Genomic DNA, 22,622 nt, shown 5'->3' on the forward strand with positions numbered 1-22,622 from the left:
TATGGCGATTTTAGTAACTGGCGGTGCAGGTTATATCGGTTCTCACACTGTGGCGGAACTGCTTGAGAAGGGAGAAGAGGTTGTTGTTATCGACAGTCTGGAGACCGGGCATCGCGAAGCGCTCCTTGGCGGAAAGCTGTATGTTGGCGATCTGCGCGACAAGACGCTGCTAAACCAGCTGTTCTCGGAGAATGATATCGATGCCGTTATCCACTTTGCTGCGAATTCACTGGTCGGCGAGAGCATGAAGGACCCGGTGAAGTATTACGACAACAACGTATACGGAACGCTCTGTCTGCTGGAAGCGATGAATGAAGCAGGTGTACGCAAAATCGTCTTCTCCTCAACGGCTGCTACCTACGGTGAGCCTGAGAAGGTGCCTATTGAGGAAACGGACCGGACGCAGCCAACGAACGTGTACGGGGAAACCAAGCTAATGATGGAACGGATGATGTCCTGGTTTGATACCGTGCTCGGTGTAAAATATGTATCTCTTCGTTACTTCAACGCTGCCGGATCCCATGCCAGCGGCTCCATCGGAGAGGATCACCGCCCGGAGAGCCATCTGATCCCGCTTGTGCTGCAAACCGCTTTGAAGCAGCGCCCAAGCATCTCCGTGTTTGGCGATGATTATTCTACGCCGGACGGAACATGCGTGCGTGACTATATCCATGTCAGCGATCTTGCGAACGCCCATCTGCGCGCGGTAGAGTATCTCCGCCGTGGGGAACCCAGCAATGTATTTAACCTCGGCAACGGGCTCGGTTTCTCGGTGAAGGAAGTTATTGAGACATCGAAGCGGGTGACTGGCGCTGACATTCCGGTTGTCATGGAGGCACGGCGTTCCGGCGACCCTGCTGTATTAGTAGCCTCTTCAGATAAAGCGCGTACCGTCCTTGGATGGACACCATCCAAAACGTCGCTTGAAGAGATTATCGATAGTGCATGGAAGTGGCACAGCAGTCATCCGCACGGTTACGGAGACAATTAATCCAAGGGGGACTACGGCGATGAAATCAGTACCATCAGGAACTCCCGAATCGAAGCAATCGAAGCAGGCTCTGCATGCGATAGAAATGCTGGTGCGATTTGCCCTGCATAAAGGCCTTATCGAGGCAGCCGATGTGGATTACAGCCGCAATCTGCTGCTGGAGGACTTCGGCTTCAGCGAGCCGTATGGCGACGAAGTGAATGAGCAGATTCCGGATGGACCCCAGGCCATGCTGGACATTTTGATCGATTACGGTGCGGCGAACGGACTCATACCGGAGAACACGGATACGTACCGGGATTTGCTGGATGCCAAAATCATGGGCCGTCTTATGGCAAGGCCTTCGGAAGTGACAGCCCGGTTTCGAGCAGCCCAGCAGGAGCAGGGGATCATTGCAGCTACTCAACAGTTCTATGATCTGTGCATCGATTCCAACTACATTCGCATGGATCGGGTAGCCAAGAATGAATATTGGAGACATGCCAGCGCGTACGGCGATATTGAGATCACGATTAACCTATCCAAACCGGAGAAAAGTCCGAAGGAAATCGCTATGGCAAAGCTGCTGCCACCGCCTGTTTATCCCAAATGTCAGCTCTGCCGTGAGAATGTCGGTTATGCTGGCAGGGTCAATCATCCGGCACGGCAAAACTTGCGGATTATCCCGCTGGAGTTAAACGGGGAGCGCTGGTTCTTCCAGTATTCGCCCTATGTATACTACAACGAGCATTGCATCGTGTTCCATCATGATCATGTGCCGATGAAGCTGACCAGGGAGACGCTTGCCCGCCTCTTGAGTTTTGTGGATGCGTACCCGCATTATTTTCTCGGGTCGAATGCGGATCTCCCGATCGTGGGGGGCTCAATTCTTACGCATGATCATTTCCAAGGAGGCCGTCATTCCTTCCCGATTCAGAAAGCACCGAAGGTGGCGGGCTTCTCACATGAGGCTTATCCCGGCGTGTCCGTCAGCATCGTGAAGTGGCCGATGTCGGTTATCCGGCTGGCCTCAAGTGATCGGGGATTGCTCCTTGAATGTGCCAACAGCATCTATGAGAATTGGAAATTCTACAGTGACCCTTCGCAAGACATTGAAGCGTTCAGCGAGGTGAAGGGAGAGAGAGTCCGCCATAATACGGTTACGCCGATTGCCCGGCAAAATGACGAAGGCATCTATGAGCTGGATCTGGTGTTGCGGAACAATCGGACCAGTGAACGGCACCCCGAAGGGATTTTTCATCCTCACCGGGAGATGTTTCATATCAAGAAGGAGAATATCGGCTTGATCGAAGTTATGGGGCTGGCGATCCTGCCGGGCAGGCTCAAGGAAGAGCTGGACCAAATTGCCGAGGTTCTGGTCGGGAACGAGAAACTGTATGCGGACAGCCAGGCCCCAGACCATCCGCTTGCTGTTCACGGCGATTGGATCGAAGAGCTGCGGGAACGGGGAGCCGCCCTGTCCGACAAGGCTGAGGCTATGGAGCTGATCCGCCAGGAAGTTGGCAAGAAGTTCACTACGATCCTGGAGCATGCCGGTGTGTACAAACAGACGGAAGACGGACAGCAGGCTTTTGAGCAATTTCTAAGCCGTATGGGATTCCAGCGTGAGAGCATGTAGTTCTCCGTGATAAAAAATATCCATTTAACTGCGTTAATAGCAAAAACAGCCGGCCCTTTCCGCAGAGAGGAACGGTTGTTTGTTTTACACAGGAGGAATGATATAAAATGAATGAGCATGCATGATTGAATAATAGCTGCAAACACGATGCGATGGAGGTAATAAATATGAGACCATTTGTATTTCATAATCCGACTCAGTTGATATTTGGCAAGGGCAAACTGAGCGCTTTAAGTAGTGAAGTGGCCAAATACGGCCAGAATGTATTGCTAGTATACGGCGGGGGCAGCATCAAGCGCAGCGGGCTGTATGACCAGGTCATCGCGTTGCTGCAAGAAGCGAATGCTGTGGTAACAGAGCTGAGCGGAGTGGAACCGAATCCGCGTCTGTCCACGGTTCATAAGGGCGTTGAGTTGTGCCGGAAGCATAACATTGACCTCATTCTGGCTGTTGGCGGAGGAAGTGTGCTTGACTGCTCCAAGGCGATTGCCGTTGGTGCCAAATATGACGGCGACATGTGGGATTTCGTAGAGCGCAAGGCGGCTCCGCAAGGGGCTCTTCCACTCGGGACCGTGCTCACGATGGCTGCCACGGGCTCGGAGATGAATGGCGGCTCCGTTATTACCAATGAGACGACCCAGGAGAAGATGGGCTGGGGAAGCCCGCACGCCTACCCTGCATTTTCAATTCTGGATCCTGTACATACGTTCTCCCTTCCACGGGACCAAACCGTGTATGGTGTCGTTGATATTATGTCTCACGTGCTGGAGCACTACTTCCACCAAGATACGAATACGCCGGTGCAAGACGGATTCTGCGAAACGATACTTCGCACCATGATAGAGACAGCACCCAAGCTCGTAGAGGATCTGGAGAACTATGAGCTTCGCGAGACGACGATGTACTGTGGAACGATGGCCCTGAACGGCATGATCAATATGGGAATGGCGGGAGACTGGGCTACCCACAATATTGAGCATGCGGTATCTGCCGTATACGACATTCCGCATGGCGGCGGCCTGGCGATACTCTTCCCGAACTGGATGAAATACAATCTTAGCGCAGATCCTCAGCGCTTCAAGTCGCTTGCTGTGAATGTGTTCGGAGTTGATCCGACAGGAAAGACCGATGAGGAGATCGGATTGGAAGGCATTGAAGCCCTTCGCAGTTTCTGGACTTCCATCGGCGCACCTAGCACATTGGGAGCTTACAATATCGACGATCGCGAGATCGAGGCTATGGCCGACAAAGCGATGCGTTTTGGACCGTTTGGCAATTTCCGCAAGCTGCAGCGCGAAGACGTTGTTGAAATTTATAAAATGTCGCTTTAATGCGCCCTGACCTGTTGCTCGCATAGCAGGGGGGACGATGCAAGCCTGCCGGTTCATACCGAGCAGGCTTCTTGCGATGGCGTGTGGAATATAGATATGCAGAGATTTTCATACGTTTGAGGCAAATAATTGAAACTTTAGCAAACATTTTGCCGTATTACTTGTTATACACAGTAAGGAATTCCAGAGGGGGCAATCAACATGGAAGCGTTATATTGGGGCTGTCTGATCGGAGGCGTCTTATTCGCCATCGTAACCGTGGTGCTTGGTGACATACTCAGCTCGGCACTTGACGGATTGTTGGACTTTTTGTCAGTGGATTTTTTCAATCCGGTTGTAATCGCTGGGGGAATCACCGTATTTGGCGGTACCGGAATCATGCTGATGAAATACACGAATTTGGCAGCAGGTGCCCATGTAACGCTGTCTATCCTGTCAGCTATCGTCATCTCGATTCTCGTCTACTTTGGGTATGTCAAACCGATGGAGAACAGCGAGAACTCGACAGGCTTCTCTATTAAAGAGCTGGCGGGCAGGATTGGCGTTGTAACTGTACCGCTCCCTGCAGAGGGATTTGGTGAAGTAATGGTCAAGATTGGAGCAGGCAACACCATGCACATTGCGTCCAGCTTTGATCGTCAGATCCTTCCCGCAGGTGTCCGCGTGGTAGTTATCGACGTTGTTGATGGTGTCCTGAGAGTGTCCGAACTGGAAGAACGAAAAGGAGATGATTGATTCAATGCCAGAGTACTTAGTAATTCCGTCCATTGTCGTAGCCGTTATTGTTGTGTTGGGACTTGCATTCTGGGCTCGTTACAAAACGGTGAGTCCGGATGAAGCGATGATTGTAACCGGTTCATTCCTGGGGAGCAAAAATTTATCGGAGGATGAATCCGGCCGCAAAATCAAAATCGTACGCGGCGGCGGCGCTTTTATACTACCCGTATTTCAACGTTCCGAATTCGTATCGCTCTTATCCCATAAGCTGGATGTCATGACCCCTGAAGTGTACACGGAGCAGGGCGTGCCGGTGATGGCCGATGGGGTTGCCATTATTAAAGTCGGAAGCTCCATTGAAGACGTGGCGACCGCAGCCGAGCAGTTCATGGGCAAGCCGATTGAAGCGCTGAAAGGCGAAGCCCAGGAAGTGCTTGAGGGTCATCTGCGTGCCATTCTGGGTTCGATGACGGTGGAGGAAGTATACCGTAACCGCGACAAGTTTGCGCAGGAGGTTCAAGGCGTTGCGGCAAGAGATTTGAAGAAGATGGGTCTGCAGATCGTATCCTTCACCATTAAGGACGTTCGCGATAAGCATGGATACCTGGAAGCACTAGGTAAGCCGCGGATTGCCACGGTGAAGCGGGATGCAGAGATTGCCGAAGCGGAAGCGGTTCGGGATGCGCGGATTCAGAAAGCCCGTGCGGAAGAAGAAGGACAGAAGGCTGAGGTCGTTCGCGATACCAATATCGCGGAAGCTGAGAAGGAAAGAGAACTGAAGGTCGCTTCCTTTAAGAAGGAGCAGGATACGGCGAAGGCGGAAGCCGACCAGGCATACCATATCCAGGAAGCCCGTGCCAGACAAACAGTGGTTGAAGAGCAGATGAAGGTCGAGCTCGTCCGCAAGGAACGTGAAATCGATCTTCAGGAAAAAGAAATCATGGTTCGCGAGAAGCAGTATGATGCGGACGTGAAGAAAAAAGCCGAAGCGGATCGCTACGCGGTGGAGCAGGCAGCCGAAGCGGATAAAGCCCGCAAGATGCGCGAAGCGGATGCCGTGCAGTACTCCATCGAGACACAGGCAAAAGCTTCTGCCGAACAGAAGCGCCTGGATGGTATGGCGGTCGCTGATGCAGAGCGTGCAAAAGGTACGGCTGAAGCTGAAGTCATTCGTCTTCGGGGTATTGCCGAAGCCGATGCCAAAGAAAAACTTGCCGAAGCGTTCCAGAAGTTCGGAGAAGCTGCGGTGCTCGACATCATTGTAAAAATGCTGCCTGAGCTTGCTGGCAAGATTGCTCAGCCAATCTCGTCCATCGATAAGCTGACGGTTGTCGATACAGGTAAAGGCGAAGGAGCGGCTCGCGTGAGCAATTATGTGACCGAGCTTATGTCTACGGCGCCTGAAATGCTGAAGAGCGTATCGGGAATTGATGTGGAAGAGCTGATCAAGGGATTGACCAAGAAGCCAGCAGCTGTCCATAAGTCGGTTGCGGTCGAGCCGGAGCTGGTGCCAGTGCCGGTTCCTGTAGAAACAAGCGCAGCGAAGGAAGAATCATAATCGTTTAAACGCAGTTAGATGCGATTTGAATCGGGGCATGTGTGTTGACAGGCAGTGGTACAGCACCTTGAATACATTGGCAACCACAAATGATTTTGCTGTGCTCTCATATTTCTGATAAGATATCCGAGTATACGCGTTTGAATCAAAAAGAGGTGCGAATGTGAGCAGCTTACAAGTGGCTAAAGTGTTGAACAACAATGTAATCATAGCGCGGCATCCTCAGCACGGGGAGGTTGTTGTCATCGGCAAGGGAATTGGCTTTAATCGCAGGAATAAAGACAGCATCCCGGCCTCCGCTGCCGAGAAAATGTTCATTTTGACTAAACCGGAGGAGCAGGAGCAGTATAAGCAGCTGGTGCCTCATATCGATGAGAAGCTGATTGAGGCGATGAATGATATTATTCTGAATGCTGCGAAATCCAGTGAGGCTCCTCTGAATGAGCATATCCACATTGCGTTGACCGACCATATCGCATTTGCTATTAAACGTCACGCCCAGGGGCTTTACATTCATAATCCTTTCTTATATGAAACCCGCGAGATGTATCCTGAAGAGTATGAGATGGCAGAATACGCAGTCCGTACCATTCGGGATAAACTCGGGGTGGATCTGGGTCAAGAGGAAATCGGATTTATAGCCCTTCATTTTCATGGCGCTCTTACGAACCAGCATATTTCGGAAGTTCGCAAGCATTCGGAGCTGATCGCGGATCTCGTACATACCGTGGAGCAGCAGATGGATTATGCCATACCGAAGGATACGCTGGATTATTCCCGCCTGTTGACCCATCTTCGGTTCGCGCTGGAGCGGATAAGGCGGGGGGAAGCGGTGAATGAGACGAGTTCGCTGGACGGTCTTCTGAAGCGTGAATATCCTGAGACATATTCCTTGGCGTGGAAGCTGACGAAGATCATGGAGCAGCGGCTGAAGAAGCCTGTCTATCCAGCAGAGGCTGGTTATCTGACCATCCATCTGGAGCGGCTGATGCAGCGCAAAGGCCAGAACGAGCAAATGTGAAGATTTTATTAAGTCCTCTTCATGTGGTTGCAACGATAAATGAACGGTGTTACAATACGATCAGTTATTAAGTAAAACATCAAATTAACGTGTAACTGATTCGATCAGGCATGAGTACAGCAGGAAATTGGTTGTAATTACCCATTTTTGGGTAATCTAATCCATGAGATTAGACCACCATTTCCCGTGGTTACTCATGCCTTTTTTGGTTTGTTTGTTTTACTGTGCCTTTTACATTCGCTTGTGACAACAACTAGACAGAGGGTGAGAAACTTCATGTTCAAACGGCTTTTTGGCGTACTGCAAAGGGTCGGTAAAGCTCTGATGCTGCCAGTGGCAATATTGCCGGCGGCCGGACTTTTGCTGGGTCTTGGAAATATGCTGGTTAACCCCGATTTCCTGCAGTATGCTCCATGGCTGAACGCAGCTTGGGTGCAAGCGGCTGCAACAGTCATGATGAACGCGGGTCAAATCGTGTTCACGAATTTGTCTCTGCTGTTCGCAGTCGGCGTTGCCGTCGGCTTAGCCGGCGGAGAAGGGGTGGCCGGACTTGCCGCCATCATCGGTTACCTGGTTATGAACGTAACCATGGGAAGTGTCATTGGCGTGACGCCATCGATGATCGGCACGAATTACGAATATGCCAGCGTACTGGGCATTCCGACACTGGCAACCGGAGTATTTGGCGGGATCATCGTCGGTATATTGGCTGCAAGCATGTACCGACGATTTTACAAAATAGAGCTTCCGTCATATCTGGGCTTTTTTGCAGGCAAACGGTTTGTCCCGATTATGACAGCCGCAACCTCGGTGTTGCTTGGTCTGTTGATGGTGTTTATATGGCCACCGATTCAGTCGGCGCTTAACACGGCATCCCATTTCATGCTGGAGCAAAATTTGACGCTGTCCGCTTTTGTGTTCGGCGTAGTGGAACGCGGATTGATTCCATTCGGTCTGCACCACATTTTTTACTCCCCATTCTGGTTTGAGTTCGGTGAATATGTGAACCAGGCAGGTCAAATGGTACGCGGTGATCAGAATATATTCATGGCTCAGCTTCGGGACGGCGTGGAGTTTACCGCGGGTACATTCATGACGGGGAAATATCCGTTTATGATGTTTGGTCTTCCTGCGGCCGCCCTGGCCATCTATCATGAAGCAAGACCAGAGAACAAAAAGCTTGTAGCAGGTATTATGGGGTCTGCTGCACTGACCTCTTTCTTGACAGGAATCACGGAGCCGCTTGAGTTCTCATTCCTGTTTGTGGCGCCGATCCTGTTCGCCGTGCATGCTCTGTTTGCGGGTCTTTCCTTCATGACGATGCATATTCTGGACACGAAGATTGGCATGACCTTCTCCGGCGGCCTGATCGATTACATGATATTCGGTGTCATTCCGAATCGGACGCCATGGTGGAATGTGCTCATCGTTGGTGTTATCATGGCAGTGATCTATTACTTTGGGTTCCGTTTTGTCATTCGGAAATTCAATCTGAGAACACCGGGCCGGGAGGAAGCATCTGCATCGGCTGCGGAGTCCGGATCCGGGTCAGCAGGAGGAAGCAGTAGAGATGATCTGCCGCTTCACATTCTGACTGCACTTGGAGGCCAGTCGAACATCGCGCATCTGGATGCATGTATTACCCGTCTCCGCGTTGAGGTGAAGGAGAAGGGCAGTGTTGACAAGGCTAGGCTGAAGCAGCTCGGTGCGTCAGGCGTGCTGGAGGTGGGGAATAATATCCAGGCGATATTTGGAACCCGTTCCGATACGATTAAGTCGCAAATTCAGGACATTATGTCCGGAATAACACCGTCCTCGGCACCTCAAGCAGCCCCAGCAGAAAGCATGCCGGCAGCCAGTGAGGAATTCCAGGCGACTCAGGATGGCGAGACGCTTGTGATGGAGGAAGTTGTATCCCCTGTCGACGGAGAGTTGGTGGATATCTCCCACGTGCCTGACCCTGTGTTCGCAGAACGCATGACCGGGGATGGGTTTGCGGTTATTCCTCACAACGGAACCATTGCTTCTCCTGTGAAAGGAACGGTATTTAATGTGTTCCCTAGTAAGCACGCTGTCGGCATTATGTCCGATGGCGGCAAAGAAGTCCTTGTCCATATCGGTGTCAACACGGTTAAGCTGAAGGGGCAGGGATTTGAAGTTCTTGTACAGGAAGGCGATTCGGTATCCGCGGGCCAACCAATCATGCAGGTGGATCTGGAATATGTGAAGGAGAATGCAAAATCGATTATTTCTCCTATTATTTTCTCAAATCTGCCGGAAGGTGCTTCTGTGAAGCTGAACAAGACGGGTGAAGTAAAACGTGGCGAACAAGGAATCATAACCATAACGAAACCTTAGCCCAACATGGATATTAAGGAATCATAAAAATAACTTTACGAAAGTAGGATGATGAACATGCAACAAACATTCAGAATTATTGACGAAGATGGAATCCACGCACGCCCGGCAACGGCATTGGTAAACACAGCTAATAAATTTCAAGACACGAATTCATTCGCTGAAGCTAACGGCAAAAAAGTAACACTGAAATCCATTCTGGGCGTTCTGTCTCTTGGACTGGAGCAAGGTGACACTTTGACACTGATCACAGAAGGCGGCAATGAGAGCGAGGCGCTTACAGCACTTCAAGAAGTGATGGTGAACGAAGGGTTAGGAGAGGTTCATGAATAATCTGAAAGGAATCGCGGCATCTGCGGGCATCGCGATTGCACGGGCGTTTACACTTGAGCATCCTGACTATTCCGTCACCGAAAAGCAAGTGACGGATACGGATGCCGAGCTCGCGAAGCTGGATGCAGCACTGGCTCAGTCTCAGGCTGAGCTCGAGGCGATCAAAGCCCGCACACTTCAGGAGCTCGGGGAGAAGAAGGCGGAGATTTTCGAATCTCACCTTCTCATCCTGAATGATCCGGAACTGATTGAGCCGGTCAAGGCAAAAATCGCTTCCGAATCGGTTAATGCTGAGTTTGCATTGAATGAAACGGCTACCCAATTCATTCAAATGTTCGAGAACATGAAGAGTGCCTATTTGCAGGAGCGGGCGGCCGATATGCGCGATGTAACCAAACGGATTCTCAAGCATCTGCTGGGACTGAATTATGTCAGCCCTTCGGAGATCAGCGAAGAAGTCATCGTGGTTGCAGAAGACCTGACTCCGTCGGATACGGCACAGCTGAACCGCAAGTACGTTAAGGGATTCACTACGAATATCGGCGGACGTACCTCGCATTCGGCCATCATGGCCCGTTCCCTTGAAATTCCGGCCGTTGTCGGAACGAAGAACGTGCTCTCCTCGGTTCAAAACGGGGATTGGATCATCGTTGATGGACTTGAAGGGGATGTCATTATTAATCCCACTGAAGCTATCTTGGAGCAATACCGTGCGAAGCAGGAAGCCTACGCCAAACAGATCGAGGAGTGGAAGAAACTTCGCTCTGAACCGACCGTGTCCAAGGACGGAATCCATGTGGAGCTGGCTGCCAACATCGGGACACCGAATGACGTAGCTGGCGTACTGGATAATGGCGGGGAAGCAGTAGGACTGTACCGCACCGAGTTCTTGTACATGGGCAGAGACAAACTTCCTTCGGAAGAGATCCAATATGTCGCTTATAAATCGGTTTTGGAAAAAATGGAAGGCAAACCGGTTGTTGTCCGTACCCTCGATATCGGCGGGGACAAGGAGCTGCCATATCTGGATCTGCCGAAGGAAATGAACCCGTTCCTCGGATTCCGCGCCGTAAGGCTGTGCCTGGACCGTCAGGATATCTTCAGAACACAGCTGCGCGCGCTGCTGCGTGCGAGCGTCCACGGCAACCTGCGCATCATGTTTCCAATGATAGCGACACTGAGTGAATTCCGTGAAGCGAAAGCTCTTTTGGAAGAAGAGAAGGCCAAGCTTGTGAGCGAAGGCACTCCGGTATCCGAGGAGATTCAGCTGGGGATCATGGTGGAGATTCCATCCACCGCCGTGCTGGCCGATCAGTTTGCCAAAGAGGTTGATTTCTTCAGCATCGGAACCAATGACCTTATTCAGTATACGATGGCGGCTGACCGCATGAATGAACGGGTGGCCTATCTGTACCAGCCATACAATCCGGCGATTCTGCGATTGGTCAAAATGGTCATCGATGCCGCTCATCGCGAGGGTCGCTGGGTTGGGATGTGCGGCGAAATGGCTGGTGACTCTACAGCGATTCCGATTCTGCTCGGTCTGGGTCTGGATGAGTTCAGCATGAGCGCCACATCCATTCTGCCAGCGCGAAGCCAGATCGGGAAGCTGTCCCGCGGCGATATGCAGGCCCTCGCAGCCAAAGCGCTCGAGATGGGTACCGCAGAGGAAGTTGTATCTCTGGTCGAATCCATAGAGGCTGCAGCCGAATAAGGCGGACGATCGAAGAATTTGGAACACCTGATGAAGCAACCGGGTTTTCTCCAGGGACTCTACAAAACTTTTTCCACGTTTAAAAATATGACCTTGATAACATCTGTCCATTGGGCAGATGTTTTTTTTGATCAAAAGAAAGACAGCTGGCATAATTGCTAGTATAATAGCCTAAATATATAGTGACTTGGCTTCAAACCCAAACCAAATCAGGGCTTTTGGCATACCATGATATATGAAAGCGTTCTAAAATTCATGTGCTAGAGGTCTGTCTTATGATTCAGGCGCCCATACTAGGAAGTAAATCTACTTAAAAGTGACGGTGATGATGAGTATGGACATGATCAAGAGCTGCACGAGTCTGAAGCTGGGAGCGATTTATCGCAGAGAAGGGACTGCCTTTTTGGTGTGGGCTCCGGATGCGGTTCATGTGTCGCTGGCTTTGTATGAAGGTGCAGGAGAGTATGATCCTCAGGGGTTCGTGACAGATCACGAGGGCGGTACCTTATACGGTATGGACCGGAATGATGAAGGTGTATGGTCGACTAAAGTGAACGGGGATCTGCATGGAACCTATTACATGTTCAAAATCGAGTCAACGGACGGTGCTGTCCGTTATGCCGTTGACCCTTATGCAACAGCCGTCTCGGCTAATGGCAGCCGCGGCGCTGTAATTGATCTGGCAAAAAGCAATCCTCCAGGCTGGGAGCTGGATGTTAGACCCGAGCTGCTTAAGCCTACGGATTCGGTGCTCTACGAACTGCATGTACGCGATTTCTCGATCCATGCCGATTCGGGAATGAAATATAGAGGAAAGTATAAGGCTTTTACAGAGGGCGGCCTGCGGGATATGGGCGGGAACGCGGTTGGGCTGGACCATCTTGAAGAATTGGGCGTAACGCATGTGCACCTGCTGCCGATATTTGATTTTAGAACGGTTAACGAGCTGGATGGATATGCAACAGGCCATTTGAGTCGAGAGTATAACTGGGGATACGATCCGCAGAATTACAATGTGCCTGAAGGATCGTATGCCACAGACCCCACAGATCCTGCCTCGCGCATTCGGGAGCTGAAGGAAATGGTCCTGGCTCTGCATTCGAGGGGAATCCGTGTCGTGATGGATGTGGTTTACAATCATACGTATACAGTGGATGATGGTCCCTTTGAACGATTGGCTCCGGGGTATTTCTACCGGAAGGACGTAAGCGGTGCCCTGTCGAATGGCTCCGGCGTAGGGAATGAGCTGGCCACGGAGAAACCGATGGTGCGCAAATATATTAAGGATTCTCTAAGATACTGGGCCGAAGAATTTCATATCGACGGATTTCGGTTTGACCTGATGGCTTTGATCGATACCACTACGATGAGAGAGATTGTAAGCGAGCTGCGTCATGAGGTGGATAACTCTCTTCTGTTTTATGGTGAGCCCTGGACAGGGGGAATGAGCCCGCTGACGGAGCAGACCGTCAAGGGAAGTCAGCGTGATCAAGGCTTTGCTGTATTCAATGATCATTTCCGGCATGCCATCAAGGGCGACAATGACGGGCGGGGCCGGGGGTTTGCTACTGGCGAGCCGTGGTATGAAGGGGCTGTTGTGGAAGGGATGATGGGGTCCATCCATGATTTTGCCCTTCATCCGAGCGAGACGGTTAATTACGTCACAGTTCACGATAATTTAAACCTGTGGGACAAAATCTTAATTGCAGAAGGGATGGAGCAGCAGGCGGGTCTGCTGCATCTGATGGACGGGAAGCTGCCAGACGGCGGCGATGTATGGCAGGCAACGGCTGCTTCAAATCCATATGCCGGTGTATCGGATGAAGATGTGATGCGGGCAGTGCCTGTTCGCCGCAGCTTGCTGGCTAATGGCATCGTGCTTCTCTCCCAAGGGATTCCCCTGCTGCATGCCGGTGATGAGCTGCTTCGCACGAAATTCGGCGATCATAACAGCTACCGCAGCGGGGACGCCATTAATGCGATCCGCTGGAGCAACAAACAACGCTTCAGACCCGTCTTTGACTATTACAAGGGTCTTATCGCCCTGCGGAAAGCCCACCCGGCATTTCGTATGACCACAAGAGAAGAGATCGAAGAGCATATGGAGGTGCTGCGCAGCAGCGACCGGATTATCGCCTATCGGCTCATGAATAGTGCTGCAGGTGACAGCTGGAGCCAGATCGTGGTTGTCGTTAACGGGAATGAACATGAAATGTCGGTTGATCTCCCGCCGACCCTGTATCGCTGGAATATCGTTGTGAATGAACAACATGCAGGAACCGAGACGATTGAGACGTCGGATCAAGGGGCCGTCACCGTGCCAGGACTATCCCTGATGGTTTTATATGAGGATAGAACCGAAATGAAGAAGGGGCTCGTCACCGTTGAGGTTGAGTACGAGAGACGTGACCAGGCGTATGATGGCTGGAACGTATGGGTATGGGGAACGGGTGTACAGGATGGCAGCGTGCTGTTTACCCAGGGCAGCAGCGGTAAAGCCCGGGTGGTCTTCCATGTCGCTTCCGGAACCAAGCGGGTCGGCTGCATCGTCAGGCTTAACGATTGGGAGGATCGGGAAGGTGAGAATGACTGGTTTATCGATATTCCGCCAGATGAAGTGGAAGTCCGGTTTTCACTTCGAAGCGGGAAGGACGAAGGATTCAACAAAGGTCAGCGGGATATGGCCAGTTGAAACATCTTCAGCGCAAAAAATAAGGAGCCTCCTTTTCATTTTTGAAGAGGGGGCTCCCGTTTTTATATTTTCAAAAGGGGTACCATGTATTACCCTCTGACTTGAATTGCAAAACATCTTTTTTGCATGATTAGTTAGCAGCTAAATAGGGTAATAATGAGATAGACTTTGTTTTCGATAAAGGAGGATGTCACTCATGTCAAAAGGAAACAACGTTCAACTCAAAGCCGATGTTCGAAATGAATTTACGCGGGCTTCTCGCCGTGTGCTTCGTGAGAATGGTGGAATTCCCGGTGTCGTATACGGTGCGGGTGAGGAAAGCATCCCTGTAGCTGTTGATTTCAAAGATACGTCCAAGCTGTTCCATACGGGCCGCTCAGAGGTGTTCCAGCTTGATATTCCAGGCTCCGGTAAAATCCCGGTGTTGATTAAGGACATTCAGAAGAGACGCGGCAATGTCTCCCATGTGGACTTCCTGCGGATCTCGATGAACAAGCCGGTTCGCGTCAGCATTGGAGTGGATTTTCAGGGGACTGCTGTCGGCACCAAGTCGGGCGGTATTCTGCAAACCCAGCTGAATGCGATAGACGTAGAAGGATTGCCGGGTGATTTGCCTTCGACCCTTGAAGTGGATGTATCCGCTCTGGAGATTGGGGACAAACTCACCGTTGCGGATATCAAAGTGCCGAAGGGCATTACCTTACACGCATCGGAGGAGGAAGTGCTGGCAAGTGTCATCGTGCCCCGCGCTGTGGAGGCTGCAGAGACCGAGGACGCAGGTACTGAGGAAGCGAATGCGGAAGAGACAACCGAAGAATCCTAATATGCACGATAAAAAGACGCCTGTTTTGCTGGTAACCAGCGGAGCAGGCGTCTTATTTTTGGTGAGATGACAATTTTGAAAGTGGTGCATGGTTGTCCTCAAGATTCACTAGCCATTTTTACTTATTCTTGCGATCATGAATGCCTTTGTAACTTGATGGAGCATCTCCAAAGTATTTGTTCCATATGGTCAGATAGGTTCCGTCCTGCTGCATGGTAGCCAGAGCGTTATCAACGGCGGCTACGAGATCCGGATTGCCTTTTACGAAGGCGGCAGAGACCTCGAACGCCTGGTTGGCCGATTGAACGGTAGTAACCGGCATATCCGGAAACTGCTGCTTCAGGTTGGTCACAGACAGCGGGTCTGAAATTATGGCGTCAAGCTCGCTTCTTGCAAGCATACGGGCTGCGTCATATATATATTTGACCGGAACGATTATCGCCCCATGTTTCTTGGCAATATCATTATAGGTTCCTGTTGGGTTCAGACCAACGCGCTTTCCCTTAATGTCCGGGAAGGTACGGACCTGATCTTCGTCTGAACGCACGAGCAGAACCGGAGTAGAGGACAGATAAGCTACGGAGAAATCATAAAGTGCCCTCCGGTCGGGGCGGTCTTCGATTTGGTTAAATACCGCATCATATTTGCCTTCCGTTAAACCCGGCAGCAGATTCTTCCACTCGGTTTCCACAAATTCTGCCTTTAATTCCATATGACGTGCAACCTCTTCGGCAACCTCCACATCAAACCCGGTTAGTCTTCCACCTGTTCCATGGTAGCTGAAGGGGGGATAATCCCGTTCTGTCGCAATTCGCAAGGTTCCGCGCTCCACGGCATTCCGAAGCAGGTAGCCGGTGTTCACCCGGTACGGATTTACACCCATATTCGGGGTTGGCACCCGGTCGTTGCTGTTGACCGTACATCCGGCAAGCATAATGGAACCGATCAGTGTGAACAGGGAGAGCAAACGGATACGTTGTATCGATTTTGTTCCGCGCATGACGCCCAAACCATCCTTTCTTTATTCAAGGTCCTTCGAGGCCCATATCGTAAAGTTAGCATGTCCCAAAGGATGGTTCGTATATTCGTGAAATGTCAGGACTTTAGTGAGGATCGGGAGAGTTGAATCATTTAAAGAGAGGGGGCAATTACAAAAAAAAGAGGTTACGCTATCTCTGCGCATAATAGCAGCAGAAGGCGTAACCTTATAAACGTCCGTACAGTAGGAGCTTTATGATAACGTCAGGTTCAGGTTGAACCGTGTATTGATGTTAGCGGGCCATCCATCCGCCGTCAACGCAAAGCACATGTCCATTCATGTAATCCGAAGCGGCGGAAGCTAGGAAGACAGCAGGTCCGCCGATATCCTCAGGTTTACCCCAGCGACCGGCTGGGATGCGATCCGTTATGGAAGCGCGGCGGTCCTCGTCTTGGCGGATAGCTGCCGTGTTATCGGTTTCAATGTATCCCGGGGCAATCCCGTTGACCTGGATGCCGCTGGCCGCCCATTCGTTAGCCAGCGCTTTGGTCAAACCGGCGACACCATGTTTGCTTGCGGTGTAGCCGGGTACGTTGATTCCGCCTTGATAGGAAAGCATGGAGCAAATATTGATGATTTTACCGCTGCCGCGCTCAATCATATGTCTGCCTGCCAGTTGGGACAGCATAAATACGGTGTTCAGATTCAGATCCATTACATCGAGCCAATCTTGGGCAGCATGATCCTTGGCCGGCGTCCGGCGGATAATGCCGGCGTTGTTCACCAGAATATCCACGTGTCCCGTCAGCTCCAGCGCTTGGTCGAAGGTATGCTGCAGTTGGCTCTGGTCACTTAAGTCCACCCTGATCTCAGAAGCCTTTCTGCCAAAAGATGTGATCGCCTCAATTGTTTCCGCGCTCGCATTCATGGACACGGCGACGATATCCGCACCGGCTTCGGCAAGGGCAATCGCGATTCCTTGCCCAAGACCGCGAGCAGATCCGGTTACGATTGCGGTTTTGCCAGATAAATCAAACCTGTTCATGCACAGCATCCCCTCTCATTTTGTTCAATTCATAAGGTTGAAATTAAGTGGCTTGCTCGAGTGTTTCCTTTCAAGCAAGCGAGTTACAGCATGGTGACACCCGCTGCATCATATTGTTTTATCGTATCGGAGGGCAGGCCTGTATCGGTAATGATGCCGCTTATTTCCTGAAGGGTGGAAAAGGTCCTCAGTGCGGTTTGACCGAATTTATGGTGGTCAACAACGGCATAAACCGAAAGCGCGGTTTCGATTAAAGCACGCTTGAAGGGGATCAGATCCCCGGTGTAAATGGACAATCCATGATCAAGATGAACGCCGGTGGCCGAGATAAAGGCTTTTTGAATGTTCAACTGCTTCACATACGATACGCCTTCAGGACCTGCAAGCATGTTCCTTACCCGGTAGCCGCCTGGAACCACAAGTCGGATGTTGTTCTTGGTGGCCAGCTCACTGATGATGTACACATCGTTCGTGATGACTGTTAAGGGCACATCATCCAGTCTGCGGGCAATCTCTAGTGTGGTGCTGCCTCCATCCAGCGCAATGATGTCGCCGATGTTGATATGGGCCAGTGCTTTTAGCGCAATCTCGGTCTTTTCGTCCCGATTCTTTGCCAGCGGCTCTTTGGATGGCAGGATGCCAAACTGATCGCTGTGGGCGAGGACAGCTCCGCCGTGCACACGAACGATAAGGCCTTGTTCCTCCAGCTTGGTCAGATCCTCGCGAATTGTTTTCCCTGTCACTTGCAGCTGCTGGCTCAAATCCGCGACAGTCACTTCTTTGTGGGTGAGAAGGAATTCCATTATTTTTTCATAGCGTCGTAACGGGTTCATATGAATCTCAACTCTTCCGTAGCTTAATGATGAATCCCCTCTATTTTAAATCCTTCATGGACACGGGGTCCATATCATCATATCTTTTATTATCTCCGGCCATACCCCAGATAAAGGTGTAATTGCTTGTGCCTACTCCGCTGTGGATAGACCAGCTTGGCGAAATCACGGCTTGTTCATTGCGCATCACGATGTGCCGTGTCTCGTTTGGCTGACCCATGAGATGGATGACAACCGCATCTTCCGGCAAATCAAAATACAGATAGGCCTCCATGCGTCTTGGGTGGGTATGGGCAGGCATGGTGTTCCACATATTTCCTTCCTTCAGCAGGGTCATACCCATCACGAGCTGGGCGCTCTGAATGCCTTTTTGGTGAATAAACCGATAGATGACACGATCATTGGAGTTTTTGATATCGCCCAATGCGCTGGAATCGGCTTCTTCAAGGGTAGCTTTGGCAGTCGGGAAGGTTTGATGCGCCGGAGCCGAGTTCAAATAGAATTTGGCAGGATGTTCAGGATCCGTGCTTGTGAAAATGACTTTTTCCGCCCCCATGCCAACGTAGAGACATTCTTTGTTGCTGAGCTCGTGCTCCGTGCCGTCCACCCGTACGGTTCCATGTTCGCCAATATTAATAATGCCAAGCTCACGACGCTCCAGGAAAGAGGAAACGCCCAGCTCTTTAAGGTCGGTTTCCAGTGTGATGGGTTCCCGAACCGGAGCAGCACCGCCAATAATCAAACGGTCTTCATGGGTAAGGACAAGCTCCAGCTTGTCAGGTGTGAACAGGGCGGGAATATGGAATTCCTTGCGGAGCCGGTCCGTGTCAAATTGTTTCACTTCATTAGGGTGTGAGGCATAACGTCTTTCCATTATCATTCATCTCCTCGTTATTCTATTGTAAATAAATCAAATAATGTTCATATAAGTACAAATTACTCCATTTACGTTCATATTACAATACCAAAAATATTAATTGCACAAAAATGATTCCCTCCAGGCTCTGCACGATCTATCTGTAAGGGGAAGTCGGGCTGACTGAAATTCGGCTGTATAGGGAAGAATTAGCATCAGAAGTGATAACGAAAGCTGGTTCAGCTTGAGTGTAAGCTAGGTATCTATTATGAATCAGCAGGGTTCGATCCAATAGGAGATTGATAGCATATGAAAAAAATGATCGTTATCATGACGGCTGCGCTCATGGTTACCGGTTTCCGAATATCTGCCGATGTGCCGAATTATCCTTTGCATGACATAAGAGAACAGGCAGCCTGGATCGGGTCCGAGGGTGACGCCAATCAGTCCTGGATCAATATCGCTCATCGGGGGGCGTCGGGCGCCGCTCCTGAAAATACGATGGCCTCCTTTGCCAAAGCTTTTGATATGGGAGCAGACATGCTGGAGCTGGACGTCCAGATGAGCAAGGACGGAGAAATGGTGGTCATCCACGATACGACGGTTGATCGGACGACGAACGGTCAAGGAAATGTGGGGGATTTAACCTTTCAGGAGCTGCGGCAGCTGGATGCCGGCTCATGGTACGGATCGGAATACAAAGGCGAATTGATTCCGACACTGTCGGAGGTGCTTGAGCATTTCGGGGGACGAATCGGGCTGCTGATCGAATTGAAATCGCCTGATTTGTACCCAGGCATTGAGCAGGGGGTTGCAGATGGGCTGAAAAAGGTTATGAAGGGTGCTAACGGACCTCAGCGATATAAGGAAATGGTTGTTGTCCAGTCGGCAGACACGGATGCGCTGCTCCGGTTTCATAGACTGATGCCAGATATTCCGCTTGGTGTGGTCATCACCAGTTCAGGCGAGTTGTCCAGAGAGCGAATGCAGGATATGAAAGCTTACGCGGAATACGTGAATGTCTCGATGAGGCTTGTCACCAAGGGATTAGTTCAAAAGATCCATCAATCCGGGATGAAAACCTTTGTCTGGACCATTCGGGATATGCTGCAAATTCCGTATGTGCTTCAGATTAACGTAGACGGAATCATTACGGATTATCCGGATCGGGTACCTATCTCAATTACGAACAGGAAGACCATCCGATAGTCAAAAACATAAACAACCTTTATAGATAGTCTCTACACCACAGCCTTTTTAAGAAAAGGCTGTTTTATTTTTGTGTAATAATATATTACATAAATTAAAAATTGACGATCATTCGATTTGTAATTTTGATTTCATGTTATGTTAATTAACATTTAATATTGAAAAATTGCGACGATTTTACTAAAAACGAAAAAAATAAATAAATTTATGTGAGTATTATTGACACAGGAAATATAAGGCAACTATAATGTGGATTAACGAACAGAGATAAGAAGATGCAGACAGAATGTTCGGAAACAGAAAAAGGGAGTTGGGAGCGTATGAAGAAACAGAGCGTAATTGTAAAGGGATGGGCCTCTTTTGTATTATGCGCCATTTTGATGTCAGGCTGTGTTACGGAAAAGGAAGCTGCTCCGAATGCCGGAGCGGATAACGGCAGCGCGCCAATCGAAGCCAAAGGTGATTCAATCAAGGTCGGCATTCTTCACTCCCTAAGCGGAACGATGGCGATCAGCGAGGTATCCGTCAAGGATGCCGAAATGCTTGCGATCGAAGAAATTAATGCGGCAGGCGGTGTGCTGGGCAAGCAGATCGAACCTGTGATCGAGGACGGTGCCTCGGATTGGCCGACCTTCGCCGAGAAGGCGGGCAAACTGCTGCAGCAGGATAAGGTTGCTGCCGTGTTCGGAGGGTGGACCTCCGCCAGCCGTAAAGCGATGCTCCCTGTTTTCGAACAAAACAACGGTCTTTTATTTTATCCGGTCCAATATGAAGGGTTAGAATCTTCCCCTAACATTTTCTATACAGGTGCAACAACCAATCAGCAAATCGTGCCTTCGGTATCCTGGCTGCTTGAGAATCGGGGCAGCAAAATGTTCCTGCTCGGATCGGATTATGTGTTCCCGAGGACGGCCAACAAAATTATCAAGGCACAGCTGACTGCAGAGGGAGGGGAGCTTGCGGGAGAGGAATATACACCGCTGGGTCATACCGATTTCAGTACGATTATTGCCAAGATCAAAGAGGCGAAACCCGATATCGTCTATAACACGCTGAATGGCGACAGTAACGTGGCATTCTTCAAGCAGCTGAAGGATGCGGGCATCACTTCCAAGGATATGACCACGTTGTCCGTAAGCGTGGCGGAGGAGGAAATTCGCGGAATAGGCGCTGACATTCTTGAGGGGCATCTGGCAGCTTGGAACTATTATCAGTCTACGGATACGCCGGAGAACAAAGCCTTTGTTGATAAATACAAAGCGAAGTATGGTTCCGACCGGGTTACAGCCGATCCGATCGAAGCGGGATATACCGCTGTGTACTTATGGAAGGCTGCGGTAGAGAAGGCCGGTTCAACAGAGGTAGCCAAGGTCAAGGAAGCGGCTAAAGGCATCGAGTTTGCTGCACCGGAAGGCAAAGTCACTATTGACGGCGACAATCAGCACATCTACAAAACGGTGCGCATTGGCGAAGTGCAGGCAGATGGTCAGTTTAAAGAGCTCTGGAACTCGGGAGAACCTGTTAAACCCGATCCGTATCTGAAAACGTACGATTGGGCGAAGGGGTTAAGCGGAGAATAAAGCAGTAGGCACGAAAAGGCTCCCGGGCCTTTTCGTGAAAGGAGGCTCCCGAAATGGAAATGACAATCCTGCAGGTGTTCAACGGATTGAGTGTCAGCTCGATTTTATTATTGATTGCACTTGGCTTGGCGGTGACGTTCGGATTGATGAATGTTATTAATATGGCCCATGGCGAGCTGATCATGATCGGCGCCTATTCCACGTATGTCACCCAGGGCTTGTTTACCGCGTATATGCCGAAATCCTGGTTTGATACTTATTTCATAGCGGCGCTGCTGGTTTCCTTTGTGGTTGCTGCCCTCATCGGTTGGCTGCTTGAGATGATTCTGATTCGGCACCTGTACGGAAGGCCGCTGGATAGTTTGCTGGCTACATGGGGTGTCGGGATGATGCTGCAGCAGATCGCAAGGTTCATCTTCGGCGCTCCGAACGTGGCCGTAACCAGCCCATCCTGGCTGAACGGAGGGCTTGCGATCACTTCAAACATCGTGCTTCCTTATAAACGGTTGTTCATTATTGTATTGGTGGCCTTGGTGCTGACGGCAATGTATCTCTATATTTATCGAACGGTTCAGGGCAGGCGGATGAGAGCGGTGATGCAGAACCGGAACATGGCGGGATGCCTTGGCATTTCAACCCGGCGTGTGGATGGTCTCACGTTCGCGATTGGCTCGGGTATCGCGGGTATTGCCGGCTGCGCATTGACGCTACTCGGACCCATCGGTCCGTCTATTGGAACCTACTACATCGTGGATGCCTTTATGGTGGTCGTGCTTGGCGGTGTTGGAAAATTGATCGGAACGGTTGCCGGGGCGCTGGGAATCGGTATGTTTAATACGCTGTTTGAGACCTACACTTCGGCTTCCATCGGCAAAGTGCTGGTGTTCGCCTTAATCGTGGCTTTCCTGCAGTGGAAGCCTCGCGGGCTTGTTGCACTTCGAACGCGCAGTCTGGATTAGAGAGG

Annotated in this window: 18 protein-coding genes; 14 read left to right on the forward strand and 4 right to left on the reverse strand. The window is 50.7% G+C overall.

Annotated features, from left to right (window positions below; all coding sequences use genetic code 11):
* The first annotated feature begins 1 nt into the window (after nucleotide 1).
* The 11 genes from galE to M2277_RS22945 all read left to right on the forward strand — a co-directional run bounded on the left by galE (nucleotide 2) and on the right by M2277_RS22945 (nucleotide 15,156).
* Complete coding sequence (galE, locus tag M2277_RS22895; protein ID WP_036642995.1) at nucleotides 2-991, forward strand: UDP-glucose 4-epimerase GalE; 990 nt, start codon at nucleotides 2-4, stop codon at nucleotides 989-991.
* A 19-nt stretch (nucleotides 992-1,010) separates the two neighbouring features.
* On the forward strand, nucleotides 1,011-2,609 hold the full coding sequence (locus tag M2277_RS22900; protein ID WP_280755579.1) for a UDP-glucose--hexose-1-phosphate uridylyltransferase: 1,599 nt from the start codon (nucleotides 1,011-1,013) through the stop codon (nucleotides 2,607-2,609).
* Nucleotides 2,610-2,776: 167 nt separating this feature from the next.
* Nucleotides 2,777-3,940 (forward strand): iron-containing alcohol dehydrogenase, encoded by a 1,164-nt coding sequence (locus M2277_RS22905; protein ID WP_063478892.1) that lies wholly within the window; start codon nucleotides 2,777-2,779, stop codon nucleotides 3,938-3,940.
* A 201-nt stretch (nucleotides 3,941-4,141) separates the two neighbouring features.
* On the forward strand, nucleotides 4,142-4,675 hold the full coding sequence (locus tag M2277_RS22910; protein WP_036643002.1) for an NfeD family membrane protein: 534 nt from the start codon (nucleotides 4,142-4,144) through the stop codon (nucleotides 4,673-4,675).
* A 4-nt stretch (nucleotides 4,676-4,679) separates the two neighbouring features.
* Nucleotides 4,680-6,215: a flotillin family protein gene (locus tag M2277_RS22915; protein ID WP_006208892.1), complete on the forward strand. Its 1,536-nt coding sequence runs from the start codon at nucleotides 4,680-4,682 to the stop codon at nucleotides 6,213-6,215.
* A gap of 163 nt (nucleotides 6,216-6,378) precedes the next feature.
* On the forward strand, nucleotides 6,379-7,236 hold the full coding sequence (gene glcT / locus M2277_RS22920; protein ID WP_006208893.1) for a glucose PTS transporter transcription antiterminator GlcT: 858 nt from the start codon (nucleotides 6,379-6,381) through the stop codon (nucleotides 7,234-7,236).
* A gap of 276 nt (nucleotides 7,237-7,512) precedes the next feature.
* Nucleotides 7,513-9,594 (forward strand): glucose-specific PTS transporter subunit IIBC, encoded by a 2,082-nt coding sequence (gene ptsG, locus M2277_RS22925; RefSeq protein ID WP_006208894.1) that lies wholly within the window; start codon nucleotides 7,513-7,515, stop codon nucleotides 9,592-9,594.
* A 57-nt stretch (nucleotides 9,595-9,651) separates the two neighbouring features.
* On the forward strand, nucleotides 9,652-9,927 hold the full coding sequence (locus M2277_RS22930; RefSeq protein WP_006208895.1) for an HPr family phosphocarrier protein: 276 nt from the start codon (nucleotides 9,652-9,654) through the stop codon (nucleotides 9,925-9,927).
* Nucleotides 9,920-11,641 carry a phosphoenolpyruvate--protein phosphotransferase gene (gene ptsP, locus M2277_RS22935; protein ID WP_006208896.1) on the forward strand — a complete coding sequence of 574 codons (1,722 nt, stop codon included), beginning with the start codon at nucleotides 9,920-9,922 and terminating at the stop codon, nucleotides 11,639-11,641. Before M2277_RS22930 ends, ptsP begins: the two co-directional genes overlap by 8 nt.
* Nucleotides 11,642-11,981: 340 nt before the next feature.
* Nucleotides 11,982-14,333, forward strand: a complete 2,352-nt coding sequence (gene pulA, locus M2277_RS22940; RefSeq protein WP_481857785.1) for a type I pullulanase — start codon at nucleotides 11,982-11,984, stop codon at nucleotides 14,331-14,333.
* A gap of 196 nt (nucleotides 14,334-14,529) precedes the next feature.
* Nucleotides 14,530-15,156: a 50S ribosomal protein L25 gene (locus M2277_RS22945; protein WP_006208898.1), complete on the forward strand. Its 627-nt coding sequence runs from the start codon at nucleotides 14,530-14,532 to the stop codon at nucleotides 15,154-15,156.
* Between the two features lie 118 nt (nucleotides 15,157-15,274).
* Here the strand turns inward: M2277_RS22945 and M2277_RS22950 are convergent, their stop codons facing one another.
* From M2277_RS22950 to kduI, 4 genes are all read right to left on the reverse strand, one after another.
* Nucleotides 15,275-16,156 (reverse strand): transporter substrate-binding domain-containing protein, encoded by an 882-nt coding sequence (locus tag M2277_RS22950; RefSeq protein ID WP_036643011.1) that lies wholly within the window; start codon nucleotides 16,154-16,156, stop codon nucleotides 15,275-15,277.
* Between the two features lie 271 nt (nucleotides 16,157-16,427).
* Nucleotides 16,428-17,180, reverse strand: coding sequence for a 2-dehydro-3-deoxy-D-gluconate 5-dehydrogenase KduD (gene kduD / locus M2277_RS22955; RefSeq protein ID WP_280755581.1), 753 nt, complete (start codon nucleotides 17,178-17,180; stop codon nucleotides 16,428-16,430).
* Nucleotides 17,181-17,263: 83 nt separating this feature from the next.
* A complete protein-coding gene (locus M2277_RS22960; RefSeq protein ID WP_280755582.1) occupies nucleotides 17,264-18,013 on the reverse strand; it encodes a DeoR/GlpR family DNA-binding transcription regulator in 750 nt (249 codons plus the stop codon).
* Nucleotides 18,014-18,053: 40 nt separating this feature from the next.
* On the reverse strand, nucleotides 18,054-18,887 hold the full coding sequence (gene kduI, locus M2277_RS22965; protein ID WP_148247937.1) for a 5-dehydro-4-deoxy-D-glucuronate isomerase: 834 nt from the start codon (nucleotides 18,885-18,887) through the stop codon (nucleotides 18,054-18,056).
* A 291-nt stretch (nucleotides 18,888-19,178) separates the two neighbouring features.
* Here kduI and M2277_RS22970 point away from each other — a divergent pair, with 291 nt between their 5' ends.
* The 3 genes from M2277_RS22970 to urtB all read left to right on the forward strand — a co-directional run bounded on the left by M2277_RS22970 (nucleotide 19,179) and on the right by urtB (nucleotide 22,617).
* Nucleotides 19,179-20,078 (forward strand): glycerophosphodiester phosphodiesterase, encoded by a 900-nt coding sequence (locus M2277_RS22970; protein ID WP_036643018.1) that lies wholly within the window; start codon nucleotides 19,179-19,181, stop codon nucleotides 20,076-20,078.
* A gap of 320 nt (nucleotides 20,079-20,398) precedes the next feature.
* Nucleotides 20,399-21,658: an urea ABC transporter substrate-binding protein gene (gene urtA, locus M2277_RS22975; RefSeq protein ID WP_063478896.1), complete on the forward strand. Its 1,260-nt coding sequence runs from the start codon at nucleotides 20,399-20,401 to the stop codon at nucleotides 21,656-21,658.
* A 53-nt stretch (nucleotides 21,659-21,711) separates the two neighbouring features.
* Nucleotides 21,712-22,617 (forward strand): urea ABC transporter permease subunit UrtB, encoded by a 906-nt coding sequence (gene urtB, locus M2277_RS22980; protein WP_280755583.1) that lies wholly within the window; start codon nucleotides 21,712-21,714, stop codon nucleotides 22,615-22,617.
* Nucleotides 22,618-22,622 lie beyond the last annotated feature (5 nt).

This window comes from Paenibacillus sp. LBL, assembly GCF_029893715.1.
Classification (GTDB): Bacteria; Bacillota; Bacilli; order Paenibacillales; family Paenibacillaceae; genus Paenibacillus_AQ; species Paenibacillus_AQ glucanolyticus.